Below are 16,717 nucleotides of genomic sequence, written 5' to 3'. Positions count from 1 at the left end.
TTGTCCGCATACCTTCGTCCCGCTGCGAGCCGCCGGTCAACGGCGGCTCCTCATACGGGAGATCGGGGGTGTGCTCGTGCGCATCGGACTGCTTACGGAGGGTGGCTATCCGTATGTGAGCGGTGACGCCGGACTCTGGTGCGACCGGCTCGTGCGCGGGCTCGGGCAGCACGAGTTCGACCTCTACGCGCTCAGCCGCACCGAGCGCCAGGAGGACCAGGGCTGGGTCCGGCTGCCGCCCCAGGTCGGCCGCGTCCGCACGGCACCGCTGTGGACGGCGCACGACGACGGCGTGGTCTACGGACGCCGGCTCCGGCGCCGCTTCGCCGAGGCGTACGGCGAGCTGGTGGCGGCGGTGTGCGGGGGTCCCCGCGCCGCGGGCCCCGAAGCCCCCGGCGGTTCGGCGGATCACGCCGGCGTCGAGGCGGACCGTTTCGCCAGCGCGCTGTACGAGCTGGCCGAACTCGCCCGGGACGAGGGAGGACTGGCCGGCGCCCTGCGCTCCGAGAGCGCGGTGCGCGTCCTCGAGGACGCCTGTCGCGCACCCGGCGCACTCCGCACGGCCCGCACCGCCCGCGTCCCCGACCTCCTCACCGTCACCGCCCACATCGAGCGCGCGCTGCGCCCCCTCTCCCTGGACTGGTACGAGGACGACGCGCTCGGCTCGGCGGACCTCTGCCACGCCGCGGCCGGTGGGGCGGCGGCCCTGCCCGGCCTGCTCGCCCGGCACTTCCTCGGCGTCCCGCTGCTGGTCACCGAGTACGGCGTGCACCTGCGGGCGCACTACCTCGCCGCCTCGACCCTCGAAGAGGGCCCCGCCGTCCGCGCGCTGCTCGCCACGTTCCACGGCCGGCTGGCCACCGAGGTCTACCGCGCGGCCGCGCTCATCACCCCCGGCAACGCGCACGCCCGCCGCTGGCAGGAGCGCTGCGGCGCCGACCGCGCCAAACTGCGCACCGTCCACCCCGGCATGGAGGCGGCGCGCTTCGCCGACGTGGGGGAGGGAGTGCGGGGCAGCCGCTCCGCGGACCCCGGCACGCTGGTGTGGGTCGGCCGCATCGAACCGGCCAAGGACCTGATCTCCCTGCTGCACTCCTTCGCCGAGATCCGCAAGGCCGAGCCGGACACCCGGCTGCGGATCGTCGGCGCCCCCGCGGAGGACCCCGAAGCCGCCACCTATCTGACCCACTGCAAGGCGCTGGCCGCGCAGCTCTTCCCCGACGAGGCGGACGGCGTGCACGCCGTCGGCGACAACCCCGTCTCCTTCGAGGAGATCGGCGGCCCCGAGATCCCGAGCCTCGCCGACGCCTACGCCTGTGGCGCCGTGGTCGTCCTGTCCAGCGTCGTCGAGGGCTTCCCGGTCAGCCTCGTCGAGGCCATGCTCTGCGGCCGGGCCACCGTCTCCACGGACGTGGGCGCGGTCGTCGAGGTCATCGGCGGTACGGGTCTCGTGGTTCCCCCGCGCAATCCGCGGGCGCTCGCGGAGGCCTGCGTGGCACTGCTGCGCGACCCCGAGCGCGGCGAGCGGCTCGGCGCGGCCGCCCGCGCACGCGCCCTCGAACTGTTCACCGTCGAGCAGAACATCACGGCATTTCACGGCATTTACCTGGAGATCGTCTCGCACTCCCCGGTGCGCCGGGTCGTCGTGGACGACGAGGGGGAGCCGCTGCCCTTCGGCGCCCCCGCCGAGGCCCACGTGCCCGGGTGCTGGACCGAGACCCGCTTCACGACCGAACGCCGGCCGCGCTGGGCCGAGGGCGCACCGGTCCGCGCCACCGTGCCCCCGCCGGTGCCCGTCTCCGTCGGGGAGGGCACGTGACCATCGACAGCGCGGGACGCGGCACCGCCCCCCTCAACGACGGCGACTCCGCCCGTGAGGGCCTGCACGGCACGCGCGGGCCCGCCGTGCGCCGTGGCGCGGTGGACCCCGTGAAGGCGCTCATGCACCGGCACCGCGAGCTGTGCGAGCGCGCGGTGGACCCGCTGGAGATCGCGGCGGGTCTCGAGGCGCACGGGGTCACCGACCGGACCGCCGCCCGGCTGCGGCACCGGGACGTCTTCTCGCTCGCCGAGGAGATGTACGCCCGCGCGGCCCGCGACGGGGAGACGGCCCCCCGCACCGACCCACCCGGTCCCACCGGCCCGCGCGCCTACTGGGCGGCGCTCGCCCTGGTGCCGGGCGCCCTCGGCGCGGCCGTCGTCGCCGGACTGCGGCTCACCGAGGGGCAACCACGGCTGGCCGTCGCCGCGTTCGGCGCCCTCGTCATCGCCGCGGGCCTGCACATCGCCCTCCGGCGCGGCCCCCTGAGCACCCCGCACCGCACGTCGGGCGCCGCCCGCGCGTGGACCTGCTGGCTCCTCGCGTACGCCCTCGTCGGCGACGGACTGATCGGCGCCGCCCGGGACGGCGGCCCGCACGGACCCTGGCCCCTGGCCACCGCACCCGTGCTCGCCCTCTGCCTGGCCTGCGGCCCGGCAGCCTGGTGCGCCCACCTCTTCGCCGCCCGCGCCCGCCGCCGGCTGAGCGCGAGCCGCGGCCTGGAGGAGTTCGCCGCCTCCGTACGCCCCCTGCTCCTCGGGGCGTTCGCCCTGTTCACGGCCGCGCTGTGCGGGCTGCTCGCCCTCTGCGGGACGGTACTGGACGAGCCCCCCGCCTACGCCGGGGCCGGTGCCCTCGGCGCACTGCTCCTCCTCGCCCGGCTGCTCACTGCACGCGGCTTCCCCCAGGTCGCGGGCCGCGCGCTCGCCGGCGCGGCCGCGGTGGAGGCCACCGCCCTCGCCACCGTCTTCGCCGCGCGGCTGCCCGGCTGCTCGTTCCTGGCCACCCCCGTCGACGGCCTGGTCGACGCCGCGGGCACCGGGGCCGTGCCGGCCCTGGCCTGCGGGGCGGGCGCTCTCGTCCTCCTCGTCCAGGCGACCCGCACGCTCACCCGCGCCTCGGCCCACGCCCGGCCCTTCCCGCCGCCGTGAGCCCTCCCCGGAGCCCCGGCAGCCTCGCGGCCGCCCGGATCCGGGCCCTCGACTCCCGCGGGGCCGACACCGCGGGCCCTCTCCCCGACCTACGGCATCACCTTGAAGGAGACAGCCAGATGATCACCTCCCGAACCGGAGAATCCGCCCCGGGAGCCGCCCGATGAGGGTCCTGCTGATCGGAGCCAACGGTTACCTCGGCCGATTCGTCGCCGACAGACTGCTCGCCGATCCAGCCGTGCAGCTCACCGCGCTGGGCCGGGGCGACGACGCCGACGTACGGTTCGACCTCGCCTCGGGCAGCCCCGGCGCGCTCACCCGCTTCCTGGACGCGGTCCATCCCGGAGTCGTCATCAACTGCGCGGGCGCCACCCGCGGCGGCGCCCGGGAACTGACCCGGCACAACACCGTCGCCGTCGCCACCGTCTGCGAGGCCCTGCGCCGCAGCGGCTGCGGCGCCCGGCTGGTCCAGATCGGCTGCGGCGCGGAGTACGGGCCCAGCCAGCCCGGCTCCTCCACCGCCGAGGACGCCGTCCCGCGCCCGGGCGGTCCGTACGGAGTGAGCAAACTCGCCGCCACCGAACTCGTCCTCGGCTCCGGCCTGGACGCCGTGGTGCTCCGCGTCTTCTCCCCCGCAGGACCGGGCACGCCCGCCGGATCCCCGCTCGGCCGGCTCGCCGAAGCCCTGCGCCGCGCCATGCAGGCCAGCGACGGCGAACTCAAACTCGGCGGCCTCGGTGTCCAGCGCGACTTCATCGACGTCCGAGATGTCGCCCGCGCCGTGCACGCCGCCTCCCTGTCGGCCGCGCAGGGCGTGATCAACATCGGCTCCGGCCGCGCCGTACGTCTCCGCGACGCCGCCGCCGTCCTCGCGCGCGTGGCCGGCTACAACGGCAGCCTGCACGAACTCGACGGCCCGCCCGGCCCGTCCATGAGGCCGTCCATCGGCCACCCCCGCCCCGAACCCGACCACGTGGCCCCGGTGTCGTACCCCTACCCCGACGGCTGCGGAAGCTGGCAGCAGGCCGACGTGCGCACCGCGCGCGACCGGCTCGGCTGGCGGCCCCGGATCAACCTCGAGGAATCCCTGGCCGACATCTGGATGGAGGCGGCATGTCGTATCTGACCAGGACCGCGACCGGCAGCGCGAGCACCGACCTCGGGCTCGGCTTCGGCGTCCCCGGATATGCGCACCCCCTCGTCGCTCCCCTGGAATGGGACGAACTCACCCGCCCCGGCACCCCCTTGCACTGGGTCGTCCTGAACGTGGACGACGGCCCCGGCGAGCGGCCCGACCCGCGCTGCCTGGAGGCCACGGGACGGCTGCGCAACGCGGGAGTCCGGGTACTGGGACTCCTCGACGCCGCCCATGGAGTACGCCCCTTCGGCGAACTGATCGCCGACGCGCGCCGCCATCTCGACTGGTACCAGGCCGACGGGTTCATCCTCGACCGCTGCCCCACCGAACGCGCCGCGCTGCCCGACACCCGCCGGACGGCCGACGAGCTGCGCCGCCTGAGGGACGGCGCCCACATCGTGTTCGGTCACGGCACCCACCCGCACCCGGGCTATGCCGAGAGCGCCGACCAGCTCGTCACCTTCTCGGGCCCCTGGACCGACTACCGCTGGTCGCAGGTCGCCGAGTGGACCGCCGACTATCCCCCCGAGCGCTTCTGCCACTTCGTCCACGGCGTGCCGCGCGGCCACCTGGAGGAGGCGCTGCGCATCGCCCGCTGGCAGGGAGCCTCGACGATCTACTTCACCGACCGCTCCGACCACGGCGGGACGGCCGACCCCTGGGAGGCGATGCCCGGCTACTGGGACGAGATCGTCTCGCGGATCGGAACGGGTGTCTCGGAATGAAGAAGGGCGTGGCAGTGTTACGGGGAGAACAACCGTAGTGATAGACCGACCAACGGAGTCCCCGTGTCGCTGCCACCCCTGGTCGAGCCAGCCTCTGAGCTCACCGTAGACGAGGTCCGCAGGTACTCCCGCCACCTGATCATCCCCGATGTGGGCATGGACGGGCAGAAGCGGCTGAAGAACGCCAAGGTGCTCTGTGTAGGCGCGGGCGGCCTCGGATCGCCGGCGCTGATGTACCTGGCCGCGGCGGGCGTCGGCACGCTCGGCATCGTGGAGTTCGACGAGGTCGACGAGTCGAACCTGCAGCGCCAGATCATCCACAGCCAGGCGGACATCGGCCGTTCCAAGGCCGCGTCCGCGCGCGATTCCGTACTGGGCATCAACCCGTACGTGAACGTGGTCCTTCACGAAGAGCGGCTCGAGGCCGAGAACGTGATGGACATCTTCAGCCAGTACGACCTCATCGTCGACGGCACCGACAACTTCGCGACCCGGTACCTCGTCAACGACGCCTGCGTGCTGCTCAACAAGCCGTACGTGTGGGGCTCGATCTACCGCTTCGACGGCCAGGCCTCCGTCTTCTGGTCCGAGCACGGTCCCTGCTACCGCTGCCTCTACCCGGAGCCCCCGCCGCCGGGCATGGTCCCCTCCTGCGCCGAGGGCGGCGTCCTCGGCGTGCTGTGCGCGTCCATCGGCTCCATCCAGGTCAACGAGGCGATCAAGCTCCTCGCCGGCATCGGTGAGCCGCTGGTCGGCCGCCTGATGATCTACGACGCCCTGGAGATGCAGTACCGCCAGGTCAAGGTCCGCAAGGACCCGAACTGCGCCGTCTGCTCCGAGAACCCCACCGTCACCGAGCTCATCGACTACGAGGCCTTCTGCGGCGTCGTGTCCGAGGAGGCCCAGGAGGCGGCCGCCGGCTCGACGATCACTCCCAAGCAGCTCAAGGAGTGGATCGACGACGGCGAGAACATCGAGATCATCGACGTCCGCGAGGTCAACGAGTACGAGATCGTCTCGATCCCGGGCGCCAAGCTGATCCCGAAGAACGAGTTCCTCATGGGCACCGCCCTGGAGACCCTGCCGCAGGACAAGAAGATCGTCCTGCACTGCAAGACGGGTGTCCGCAGTGCGGAGGTCCTCGCCGTCCTGAAGTCCGCCGGATTCTCCGACGCGGTGCACGTCGGCGGCGGCGTGATCGGCTGGGTCAACCAGATCGAGCCCGAGAAGCCGGTGTACTGACCGGCGGACCGGCCCGCTCTTTCGGCGGCGGGGGTTTCGCGGACCGGGTGTCCGTGAAACCCCCGCCGTCGTCATGAACAGACCTTGCCGTCCTTCGGCACCGTCCCGTTCAGCAGATAGCTGTTCACGGTCGAGTCGACACAGTCGCTCCCGCTCCCGTAGGCGCCATGGCCCTCGCCCTTCCAGGTGAGCTCCACGCCCACGCCCTTGCCGAGCTCGTCCGCCATCCTGCGCGCGCCCTCGTACGGTGTCGCGGGGTCCCCGGTGTTGCCGACGATCAGCACGGGCGCGGCTCCCGGGGCGCTGACCTCGGGGTTGTCGTACTGACCCGCCACCGGCCAGTCGTGGCACCAGCCCGCCGTGTCCCAGCCCATGAAGTCCCCGAAGACGGGCGAGATCTTCTCGAACTCGGGCAGCCGCTTCTTCGTCTCCTCGGGAGTCGGCCGCTCCTTGTCGTCCAAGCACGATATGACCCGCTGGGAGTGGGTCGTCGTGCCGTAGTGCCCCGAGGAGTCGCGGTCGTTGTACTCGTCGGCGAGCGCCAGCAGAGCCGAACCGTCCCCGCCCTCGGCGTCCTTCAGGGCCTTCGTCAGGCGCGGCCAGCCCGCCTCGCTGTAGAGGGGCAGCACGATGCCGGTGAGGGCCAGGGTCTGGCCGAGCTTGCGCCCGCCGGAGGTGGGCAGGGGGTTCGCGTCGATCCGCTTCAGCAGGTCCGCGATCTTCCGGGAGCCCTGCTTCGGGTCCTGCCCGGTGGACTTGAGGTAGTCGTCCAGGGCGCGCTGGAAGCCCAGCGTCTGGTTCTTGGCGTGGCCCACGGTGTCGGCGCTCGGGTCGACGACCGCGTCCAGCACCAGGCGTCCCACGTTCTTCGGGAACAAGTGGGCGTACACGCCGCCCAGTTCGGTCCCGTACGAGATGCCGAAGTAGTGCATGCGGCGGTCGCCCAGGACCTGGCGCATCAGGTCCATGTCGCGGGCCGTGTCCGTCGTCGAGACGTGGGACAGCAGCCTGCCCGCGGCCTTGGCGCAGCCCTTCCCGAAGTCCTGGGCGTCCTTGAGATACGCCGCTTCCTCGGCCGCGTCGTCCGGTGTCGCGTCCACCGACTCGGAGGCCTGGATCGCCTTGTCCCCGCGGCAGCGCACCCCTTCGCTGGCGGCCACCCCGCGCGGGTCCCAGCTCACCAGGTCGTAGCGCTCGTGCAGGGGGCCGACGACGGTCTCGTACCACGGCATCGTGGAGACGCCGGAGCCGCCGGGGCCGCCGAAGTTGAACAGGAGCGAGCCGATGCGCTTGCTCTGGCCGCCGGTCGCCTTGGAACGGATGAGGGCCAGACCGATCGTCGTGCCACGCGGCTTCGCGTAGTCCAGCGGAGCCTTGAGCGTGGCGCACTGCCAGCCGCTCCCGGGCGCGGGGGAGTCCGAAGTGCCTTTGCAGCGGCCCCAGTCGAGCTTCTGCGAGATGAGCGAGGCGGGCAGCCCCGGCGGCCCGCCGGAGGGTGGTGCGGTGGCCGGCGCCGTGTCGCCGTTCTTCCCCTTACCCTCGCCGTCGGCCGACGAGCCCCCACCGCAGCCGGCCAGCAGCAACATGGCGGCGGCCGCGGCCGTCCACCGTGCGAAACGTGTCATGAGAGTCCCCCTCGCCTGTGGTCCGCACGAGTTCGCGGATCACATGCAGGCCATAGTAGGCGGCGGCCGCCGCTCGCCGTCGAGGCCTGTGGATAACGCTCTGACCTGCTGTTTTCTAGGAACAGACGGTGCCGGCCCGCGGCACGGTGCCCTGCAGCAGATAGCCGTTCACCGCGCCCTGCACGCACTTGTTCTTGCTGTCGTACGCCCCGTGCCCCTGGCCCTTGTACGTCAGCTCGACCCCGACGCCCTTGCCGAGCGCGTTCACCATCGCCCGAGCACCCTCGTACGGCGTCGCGGGGTCGCCGGTGTTGCCCACCACGAGGATCGGTGCCGCGCCGGGGGCGCTGACGTCCGGGTGCTCGGCGGCTCCCGGCACGGCCCAGTCGGTGCAACTGACCATGCCCCAGGCGAGATAGTCGCCGAACAGCGGCGAGGCGGCCCGGAACTCCGGAACCTTGGAGTTCACGTAGTCCGCGGTGTAACGCGGCTTGTCGTCGGCGCAGTTGATGGAGATGTTCGCCGGGGTGATGTTGCTGTACTGGCCGTTCTCGCTGCGTCCGTTCATCGAGTCCGACAGCAGCATCAGCACCTTGCCGTCGCCGTCGTAGGCCTGCTGGAGTCCCTCCGTCAGGTACTCCCAGAAGTCCTTGGAGTACAGCGACTGCGCGATGCCGCTGGTCGCGGCGGTCTGGGTGAGCACGCGCGGGAAGACACCGGGAATCGGCTTGGTGTCGAGGTCCTTCAGCAGCCGGGCGATGCGGTCCTTGACGTCCTGCGGGGTGTCGCCGATGGGGCAGTCCTCGACCTTCGAGGTGCAGTCCTTCGCGAAGTTGTCCAGCGCGAGCTGGAAGCCCTTGGCCTGGCCGAGGGAGCTCTGTTCCACGTTCTGGGTCGGGTCGACGACGCCGTCGAAGACGGCCCGGCCCACGTTCTTGGGGAACAGGTGGGCGTAGACGCCGCCCAGCTCGGTGCCGTAGGAGATGCCGAAGTAGTGCAGCTTGTCGTCGCCCAGCACCTGGCGCATCAGATCCATGTCGCGAGCGGCGTCCGTCGTGCGCACATGGGGGAGGACCTTCCCGGAGTTCTTCTCGCACGCCGCGTTGAACGACTTCGTGTTCCGCAGGAGCGTCCGCTGCTCGGCGGTGTCCTCCGGCGTGGCGTCCTGCTGGAAGAACTTGTCGAGCTGCTGGTCGTTCTCGCACTTCACGCCGGCGCTGCGGCCGACGCCGCGCGGGTCGAAGCTCACCAGGTCGTAGCGGGTGCGCAGGGCTGCGTAGTCCTCCCCGAAGGCGGGCAGGGTGGCGACACCCGAGCCGCCGGGGCCGCCGAAGTTGAAGATGAGCGAGCCGATGCGCCGGGCGGGGTCGCCGCTCGCCTTCGCCCGGATCAGCGCGATCCCGATCGTGTCGCCCTTGGGGTCGGACCAGTCGAGGGGCACCTTCAAGGTGGCGCACTGCCACTCCGCGCCACCGGGCAGGGGCGAGGGGGCGCTGCCGCCGCCCTGGGCCTCGGACGGTGCCGGGCACGTCGTCCAGTCCAGCTTCTGCGCCGTCAGGTCCTCGTCCTTGGAGTCGTCGCCGCAGCCGGACACCCACGAGGTCAGCAGGACGGCGGCGACGGCCGCGACGACGGCGCGCGGCGGGGACGGGTTCGGCATGCTCCCCATCCTGCGGGCGTGCGGGGCGGGGCGCTCGGGGCACGAGCCGTGCGGGTGAGGGCACGGCCGGGTGTCCGCCGTGCCCTCGGCCGGGCGACGGCGAACGCCGGCCATGCCTTCGGCCGGGCGAAGGCGAGTGGGCGGCCGTGCCTCGTGCGAGCGTCGCCCCGGGCGAGCGCCGACCCGGGCGCGAGCCCTAGAGCGCGCCCTTACGGGTCAGGTGGTTGAAGAACAGCCAGCCGGGCAGCACCGGGAGCCACAGGGTCAGCAGCCGGTACAGCAGCACCGCGGGCGCCGCGACCTCCTTGGGCAGGCCGACGGCGATCAGGCCGACCGTGAGGGTCGCCTCGACGGCGCCCACACCGCCCGGGGTCGGGGCCGCCGAGCCCAGCGCGTTGCCGGCGAGGAAGACGACGGCGACGCTGGCGAGGCTGAGCGTGGTCGTCTCCTCGTGGCCGAACGCGCGGATCGAGGCATCCAGGCACATCACGAAGCAGGCCGTCAGCAGCAGCATGCCGCCGATGCCGGTGACGAGCTTCTGCGGTCGCTGCAGCACGTCCAGCATGCGCGGCACGACGCCCGCGAACAGCGACCTCACGCGCGTGGAGACGAACTTGCGCAGCAGCGGAACCGACGTCACCACGAGGATGAACACCGCCACCGTCAGCAGGCCCGCGATGACCGTGCGGGACGGCGACAGGGACGGCGTCTTCTCCGTACCGGTCAGATAGCCGAAGGACAGCAGCATCAGGATGTGGCAGCCGAGCCCGAAGAGCTGCGAGGCGCCGACACTCGCCACCGCGAGCCCCGGCCGCACCCCGGCCCGCTGGAGGAAGCGCGTGTTGAGGGCGACGCCGCCGACCGCGGCGGGCGCCACGATCTTCACGAACGAGCCGGCGACCTGGGCCGCCGCCGTCCGCAGGAACGGCACCCGCTCCGGCACGAAGCCGAGGAGGCTCATCGCCGCCGCGAAGTAGCTGAGGGCGGAGAACAGCGCGGCCGCCGCGACCCAGCCCCATTCGGCGTTGTCGAAGAGGGTCCCGAACTCGATGTGGGTGAGCTGCGTGAGCAGGAAGTACGCGCCGATCGCCCCGGCGATGACGCTGATCAGCGTGCGGGGCTTGACCCGCTCCAGCCGGGCCGGCTCCACGGGAGCCTGGGGTCGGATCAGCAGTACCTGATGGCGGATCTGGGTGAGCAGATCCTCCTCGCGCGCCTCGTCCAGTGCCTCGTCGATCGCCCGCTTCTCGGCGCGCTGCTCGGCGCGTACGGCCTTCTTCTCGGCCTTCTCCGACACGGGCGGGACCGCTTCCCCGCCTCCCTCGGCCGCTTCCGCGGCACGGGCGAGCTTGGCCTGCCGCGAGGCCTCCAGGACCGCCTCGCGTTCGCGTTGCGCGCGCTCCCGGCCGAGTCTGCGCAGCGTCGCGCGCGTGGAGCGCGTCAACGCGATCGGCTGGAGCATGGGCAGACAGTCCGCGACCGCGTCCGGACCGAGCACGCCCACCGCCGACGCCACCGCGCGCTCGGCGCCCACGCGCAGCGCGAGGGTGGTCACGAGCTGGGCGATGTCCATGCGCAGCACCAGATCGCCGGCCGCGATCTCGCCGCCACGCAGATCCGTGAGGATCACGGTGCCGGAACGATCCACCAGAATCGCGTCGCCCGCGAGCCGGCGGTGGGCGATGCGCCGGGACTGCAGCGCCTGCACCTGGTGCCAGGTGTCGCGCAGCAGCCCGTCGGTGATCACCTCGTCGGGCAGGGAGTCCAGGGTGTGCGCGCCGGTGTGCTCGTAGACGAGCATCACGGCGTCCGGGCCCAGCTCGGAGGTCGCGATCAGCTTGGGCGCGTTGGCGCCGGCCGCGATGGCCGCGTAGGCGAGGAGGGCCTCCTGCTCCAGGGCCTGGCGCAGGGACTGGAGGCTGCGGCGCGTGGTGATGCCGCGCAGCGTCAGCCGGCGCCAGACGCGGTAGAAGAAGCCCTGTGCCTGCTGTTCGCGGTCGACGACCGTGACGTCGAGCGGTGGGCCGTCCTCCAGGGTGACGAAGTAGCGCCGGCCGCGGTCGCCGCTCTCCGTGCTCTCGGGCATCTCCTCACGCGCCGCGCTGACCGGGTGGAAGCCGACGTGCCGAAGGCCCGCCATCAGCGTCCGTCCAGTCGGCCGTACGTTCGGGGAGCCGACGGCGTACAGCGTTCCGTAGGCGACGGTCCAGCCGATCAGCACCGTCAGGATGATCGAGAACGGCGTCGTGTAGCCCGTGACCAGCATGGAGAAGGCGTCGAGGAGCAGGACGACCCAGAGCACCCCGCGCCAGCGTGGTCTGCGGGACATGCCGACGGCCGTCATGTAGGCGATGACCGGCGCGAGATAGCCGTGCACCGGGTCGGTGAGGGCGTGGATGTCACCCGGAGAGGGCTGGGTGAGCGCTTCCTGGATGGAGTGCGGGGCGCCCTTGGCGACCCACAGGTCCGTGGCGAGTGTCACTCCGTGCGCGAGGACCGCGGCGAGGACGCCGTCGGCGATGCGCAGCCCGTCCCGTTTGATCAGCCGTTCGATCGCGAAGGCGACCGGCACGAGCAGGATCGCGATGCTGGACGCCAGCCCCGCGATCTTGATCAGCAGATCGGGTGCCTGTCCCGTGCCCTTGTTGATGTCCTGTTCGAGGCCCGAGGTGGTGCCGTGCGCGAACGCGGCGATGGCGAGCAGGACCACGATCGCGAGCACGCCGACCAGGAGCCGCATCAGGTCCGAGGGGCGGTGCACGCGCGCGGGAAGCAGCGGTTCGTCGCCCTCGACCTCGTCGGCGTGGACCTCGTCCGCGCAGGCGGTGCCGCGCTCGGCCTGCCGCTTCTCGTCCCCGGGTTCCCGGGACGAGTCCGCGCCGGCCTCGGCGGACGGATCCGCGGCCTTCTCGTCGACGCCGTCCGTCTCAGGGCGTGACGAGGCGGCGGAGGTGCCCTCCGCGTCTTCGGGATGCACGCCCTGCTGCCTCATGGTCTCTTCTTGATCTCGTATCACCAGTCACCGCCCGCACGATGGTGGCATGCCCGACCGACACACGGGGGCATCAGGGTGCAAATGCGGGGCGCGCAATCTGCTACAAGCGTCACTCGGCGGGAAGGAATATGCACAGTCGCCGCCGGGCCACGTTGTCGGTGGGGTGGGGCAGGATGGGGCGGATGAGCGAGGAGAGCCTTCCGGCGGACGCGCTGCCGGAGTACGCGGAGCGGGTCCTCGACGTCGCCGAGCAGATCCCGCCCGGCCGCGTCATGACGTACGGCGACATCGCCGAGTGGCTGGAGGAGGGTGGCCCGCGCCAGGTGGGCCGGGTGCTGGCCCTGTACGGCGGAGCGGTGCCGTGGTGGCGCGTGATGCGCGCCGACGGCGTGCTGCTGCCCGGCCACGAACTGGACGCGCTGGCCCACTACCGCGACGAGGGGACGCCTCTCAAGGAGGCGAGCCGGGCCGCCGCGGGGCATCTGCCACGCGTCGACATGAGACGGGCCCGATGGGACGGCGGCGAACGCGCGGAAGGTCACACCTGACAGCTTCGGGTATTCCCGGGGCCGAAGGGGACACTGAGGCCCGTACGAGGGAAACGAGGCACATCCGTGACATGCCGTACGTTCGTAGGGCACGGGACGCAGCTCGGGACGCGCGGGACGGGTGGGGCGTGAGGGAAGAATCGGAAGCCCCCCTTCCGCCGACGGCACCGGCGTAGCGTCCTCGGCACGCGTCCCTCCCACCCCGCGGTCACCGCCCTCCACGCGGCAGTCCGCCCACCCGTACGACCACCAGGACCGGCGAACCACGTGAGCTCCACTTCCTCCACCAGGCGCCTGACGCACCCCTCCGTGCGCCAGGGGGCCCGGGATGCGTACCGGCTGGTGCGCACCGCCCCGGCCCGGGTGGATCCCCCTCGTCTTGACGCGGGACAGCGCGCGGTGGCTGACCACGGGAGCGGGCCGCTGCTCGTCCTCGCCGGTCCCGGTACGGGCAAGACGACCACGCTCGTCGAATCCGTGGCCGCCCGGATCGAACGCGGCGGAGACCCGGAACGCATCCTGGTGCTCACCTTCAGCCGCAAGGCCGCCGTCGAGCTCCGCGACCGCATGGCGCTGCGCATAGGAGCCGCCCGCGCGCCCCGGGCCACCACCTTCCACTCCTTCTGCTACGCCCTGATCCGGGCCCACCAGGACAGCGACCTGTTCGTGGAGCCCCTGCGGCTGCTGTCCGGCCCCGAGCAGGACGTGGCCGTGCGCGAGCTGCTCGCGGGCCAGCCCGACCTGGAGCGGCTGGGCCTCGCCCATGTGCGCTGGCCGGACGAACTGCGCGCCTGCCTGACCACGCGCGGCTTCGCGGACGAGGTCCGCGCGGTCCTCGCCCGCAGCCGCGAACTCGGTCTCGGCCCGGACGCCCTGGAAGCCTTCGCGCGGCGCATCGGCCGCCCGGACTGGGGCGCGGCGGCCGCCTTCCTCGCCGAGTACCTCGACGTCCTCGACATGCAGGGAGTGCTCGACTACGCGGAACTCGTCCACCGCGCGGTGCTGCTCGTGGGCCGCCCCGAGGTCGCCGAGCGGCTCGCCGCGCAGTACGACGCCGTCTACGTGGACGAGTACCAGGACACCGACCCCGCGCAGGTGCGGCTGCTGCGCGGCCTCGCGGGCGGCGGGCGCACCCTCGTCGCCTTCGGCGATCCCGACCAGTCGATCTACGCCTTCCGAGGCGCCGACGTGAACGGCATCCTCGACTTCCCCGAGGCCTTCCCGCGCGTGGACGGCCGTCCGGCTCCGGTCGAGGTCCTCGGGACCTCCCGCCGCTCGGGCGCCGAGCTGCTGGAGGCAACCCGCCGGCTCACCCAGCGCATGCCGCTGACCCGGCTGCCCGCGCAGAAGGTGCGCGCCCACCGCGAACTGTCCGCGGTGCGGGACGGGGGACAGGTCGAGGTCTACACGTACCCGACGGCCGGCACGGAACTCGACAACATCGCGGACATCCTGCGCCGCGCCCACCTGGAGGACGGCGTCCCCTGGGGAGAGATGGCCGTCCTCGTGCGCGCCGGTTCCCGCACGATCCCCACCATCCGGCGGGCGCTCACCTCCGCCGGCGTGCCCCTGGACATCGACGGCGACGATCTCCCGCTGCGGCACGAACCCGCTGTCGCGCCCCTGCTGACGGCCCTGCGGGCGGTGGCCCGCGCGGAGTCGGAGACGAGCACGGACGGGTCGTCCGGTGAGGGTGCGGCGCCGGGCGCGGACGGGACGTCCGGTTCGGGTGAGGTCTCCGGCGCCGAGCCGGGACAGGACGCGGCCGGGGTCCGTGTCGCGTCCTGGCTCGACACCGAGACCGCGCTCACGCTCCTCGCCTCGCCCCTCGCGAGCATGGACGCCGCCGACCTGCGGCGCCTGGGGCGTGCCCTGCGCGAGGAGGAGCGGGCCGGCGGAAATCTCGTACCGCCGCCGTCCGACGTCCTGCTCGCCCGCGCGCTGGCCGAGCCGGAGCGGCTCGTCGCGCACGATCCCGCGTACGCCCGAGGGGCCCAGCGCCTGGGCGCGCTGCTGCGCAAGGCGCGTGAGCGTCTCGCGGGCGGCGGAACGGCCCAGGAGGCGCTCTGGGACCTGTGGGACGGCACGCCCTGGCCGCAGCGCCTGGAGCGGGCCGCCCGGCGCGGCGGCGCGGCCGGACGCAACGCCGACCGGGACCTCGACGCCGTGTGCGCGCTGTTCGCGACCGCCGAGCGCGCGGAGGAGCGCACCGGAGGCCGTGGCGCCCTGAACTTCCTGGAGGAGATCGACGCCGAGGACATCGCGGCCGACACGCTCACCCGCAGGGCCGTCCGCCCCGAGGCCGTACGCCTGATGACCGCGCACCGCTCCAAGGGCCTGGAGTGGCGCCTTGTTGTCGTCGCGGGCGTCCAGGAAGGCCTGTGGCCGGATCTGCGCCGCCGCGGCTCCCTGCTGGAGGCCGACCGCATCGGGCGGGACGGACTCGCCGAACCCCTCACCCCCGGGGCGCTCCTGTCCGAGGAGCGCCGGCTGTTCTACGTCGCCGCCACGCGCGCGCGTGAACGGCTCGTCGTGACGGCGGTGAAGGCACCGGCCGACGACGGCGACCAGCCCTCCCGCTTCCTGACCGAACTCGGCGTCGAACCCAAGGACGTGACCGGCCGCCCGCGCCGCCCGCTGGCCGTGGCCCCGCTGGTCGCCGAGCTGCGCGCCACCACGGTCGACCCGCGTGTCTCGGAGAACCTCCGGCAGGCCGCGGCCCGCCGCCTCGCCCGGCTCGCCGCGCTCGCCGACGAGGACGGCCGCCCGCTGGTGCCCTCCGCGCACCCCTACCGCTGGTGGGGCATGTACGAGCCGACGGAGAGCAAGGTGCCGCTGCGCGACCGCGACCAGCCGGTCGTGCTCTCCGGCAGCGCGCTCGACCAGCTCGCCAACACCTGTGCCCTGCAGTGGTTCCTCGGGCGGGAGGTGAAGGCCGACGCGCCCGCGACGGCCGCCCAGGGCTTCGGCAACGTGGTGCACGTCCTGGCCGACGAGGTCGCCTCCGGACGCACCCCCGCGGACCTCGACGTGCTCATGGAGCGCCTCGACTCCGTGTGGAACGCGCTCGCCTTCGACGCGCCCTGGAAGTCCGCGCAGGAGAAGGAGCACGCGCGCGTGGCGCTCGAACGCTTCCTGAAGTGGCACGTCATGGACCGCACCGGCCGGACACCGGTGGCCAGCGAGCACGACTTCGACGTGACGCTCGAAGCGGGCTCCTACGAAGTACGCATCCGCGGCTCCATGGACCGCGTCGAGGCCGACACCGAGGGCCGCGCCTACGTGGTCGACTTCAAGACCGGCAAGCAGGCGCCGACCGCCGCCGAGGTGACCCACCACCCGCAGCTCGCGGTCTACCAGCTCGCCGTCGGAGAGGGCGCGGTCGACGACGTGTTCGACGGCGTACGACCCGAGGCGGGCGGTGCCGAACTCGTCCAGCTCCGCCAGGGCGCCGCCAAGAAGAACGGCGGCGAGACCCTCCCCAAGGTGCAGGCGCAGGAGCCGCTGGAGGGCGAGTGGGTCGGTGACCTGTTGGCGAACGCCGCCGGCAAGGTCCTCGACGAACGGTTCTCGCCGACGACGGGACAGCACTGCACCCACTGCTCCTTCCGGGCATCGTGCAGCGCCCGGCCGGAGGGCCGCCAGGTCGTCGAGTGAGCGGGTCCCGGGGTCCCGCACCGGTCCCCGACAGGCCGCCGGTCCGGGAGTCCGGCCCGTTCCAGGGGCGCGGCGTCAGCGAGTGACGCAGAGCACCACACGTGCTGACCTGCGGTTCTTTCGTCCCTGGCGCCGATCTGGCCACCGCTGTCAGTGG

At 72.9% G+C, this 16,717-nt stretch carries 10 protein-coding genes; 7 read left to right on the top strand and 3 right to left on the bottom strand.

Features of this window, described 5'->3' with window-relative positions:
* Positions 1 to 76: 76 nt before the first annotated feature.
* The 5 genes from ACFRIC_RS20650 to moeZ all read left to right on the top strand — a co-directional run bounded on the left by ACFRIC_RS20650 (position 77) and on the right by moeZ (position 6,075).
* Positions 77 to 1,819: a DUF3492 domain-containing protein gene (locus tag ACFRIC_RS20650; RefSeq protein ID WP_382788050.1), complete on the top strand. Its 1,743-nt coding sequence runs from the start codon at positions 77 to 79 to the stop codon at positions 1,817 to 1,819.
* Complete coding sequence (locus ACFRIC_RS20645) at positions 1,816 to 2,970, top strand: hypothetical protein (protein WP_382787669.1); 1,155 nt, start codon at positions 1,816 to 1,818, stop codon at positions 2,968 to 2,970. The genes ACFRIC_RS20650 and ACFRIC_RS20645 overlap by 4 nt, the downstream gene beginning before the upstream one ends.
* Before the next feature lie 163 nt (positions 2,971 to 3,133).
* Positions 3,134 to 4,096: an NAD-dependent epimerase/dehydratase family protein gene (locus ACFRIC_RS20640; protein WP_382787667.1), complete on the top strand. Its 963-nt coding sequence runs from the start codon at positions 3,134 to 3,136 to the stop codon at positions 4,094 to 4,096.
* Positions 4,084 to 4,833 (top strand): spherulation-specific family 4 protein, encoded by a 750-nt coding sequence (locus ACFRIC_RS20635; RefSeq protein ID WP_382787665.1) that lies wholly within the window; start codon positions 4,084 to 4,086, stop codon positions 4,831 to 4,833. Before ACFRIC_RS20640 ends, ACFRIC_RS20635 begins: the two co-directional genes overlap by 13 nt.
* 63 nt (positions 4,834 to 4,896) lie before the next feature.
* Complete coding sequence (gene moeZ, locus ACFRIC_RS20630; protein ID WP_382787663.1) at positions 4,897 to 6,075, top strand: adenylyltransferase/sulfurtransferase MoeZ; 1,179 nt, start codon at positions 4,897 to 4,899, stop codon at positions 6,073 to 6,075.
* Between the two features lie 71 nt (positions 6,076 to 6,146).
* Here moeZ and ACFRIC_RS20625 read toward each other — a convergent pair whose 3' ends face one another.
* From ACFRIC_RS20625 to ACFRIC_RS20615, 3 genes are all read right to left on the bottom strand, one after another.
* On the bottom strand, positions 6,147 to 7,700 hold the full coding sequence (locus tag ACFRIC_RS20625) for an alpha/beta hydrolase (protein WP_382787661.1): 1,554 nt from the start codon (positions 7,698 to 7,700) through the stop codon (positions 6,147 to 6,149).
* Positions 7,701 to 7,815: 115 nt separating this feature from the next.
* A complete protein-coding gene (locus ACFRIC_RS20620) occupies positions 7,816 to 9,360 on the bottom strand; it encodes an alpha/beta hydrolase (protein WP_382787659.1) in 1,545 nt (514 codons plus the stop codon).
* A 196-nt stretch (positions 9,361 to 9,556) separates the two neighbouring features.
* Positions 9,557 to 12,352 carry a lysylphosphatidylglycerol synthase domain-containing protein gene (locus ACFRIC_RS20615; protein WP_382787657.1) on the bottom strand — a complete coding sequence of 932 codons (2,796 nt, stop codon included), beginning with the start codon at positions 12,350 to 12,352 and terminating at the stop codon, positions 9,557 to 9,559.
* 185 nt (positions 12,353 to 12,537) lie between these two features.
* On the opposite strand from ACFRIC_RS20615, the gene ACFRIC_RS20610 reads away from it, so the two are divergent.
* Complete coding sequence (locus ACFRIC_RS20610; RefSeq protein WP_382787655.1) at positions 12,538 to 12,903, top strand: MGMT family protein; 366 nt, start codon at positions 12,538 to 12,540, stop codon at positions 12,901 to 12,903.
* 267 nt (positions 12,904 to 13,170) lie between these two features.
* Positions 13,171 to 16,560 (top strand): ATP-dependent helicase, encoded by a 3,390-nt coding sequence (locus ACFRIC_RS20605; RefSeq protein ID WP_382787653.1) that lies wholly within the window; start codon positions 13,171 to 13,173, stop codon positions 16,558 to 16,560.
* Positions 16,561 to 16,717: the final 157 nt, after the last annotated feature.

This window comes from Streptomyces sp. NPDC056738, assembly GCF_042790435.1.
Lineage (GTDB): Bacteria > Actinomycetota > Actinomycetes > Streptomycetales > Streptomycetaceae > Streptomyces.
Note: the sequence above shows the minus strand (reverse complement) of the source record. Positions and strands in the feature narration are given on the sequence as shown.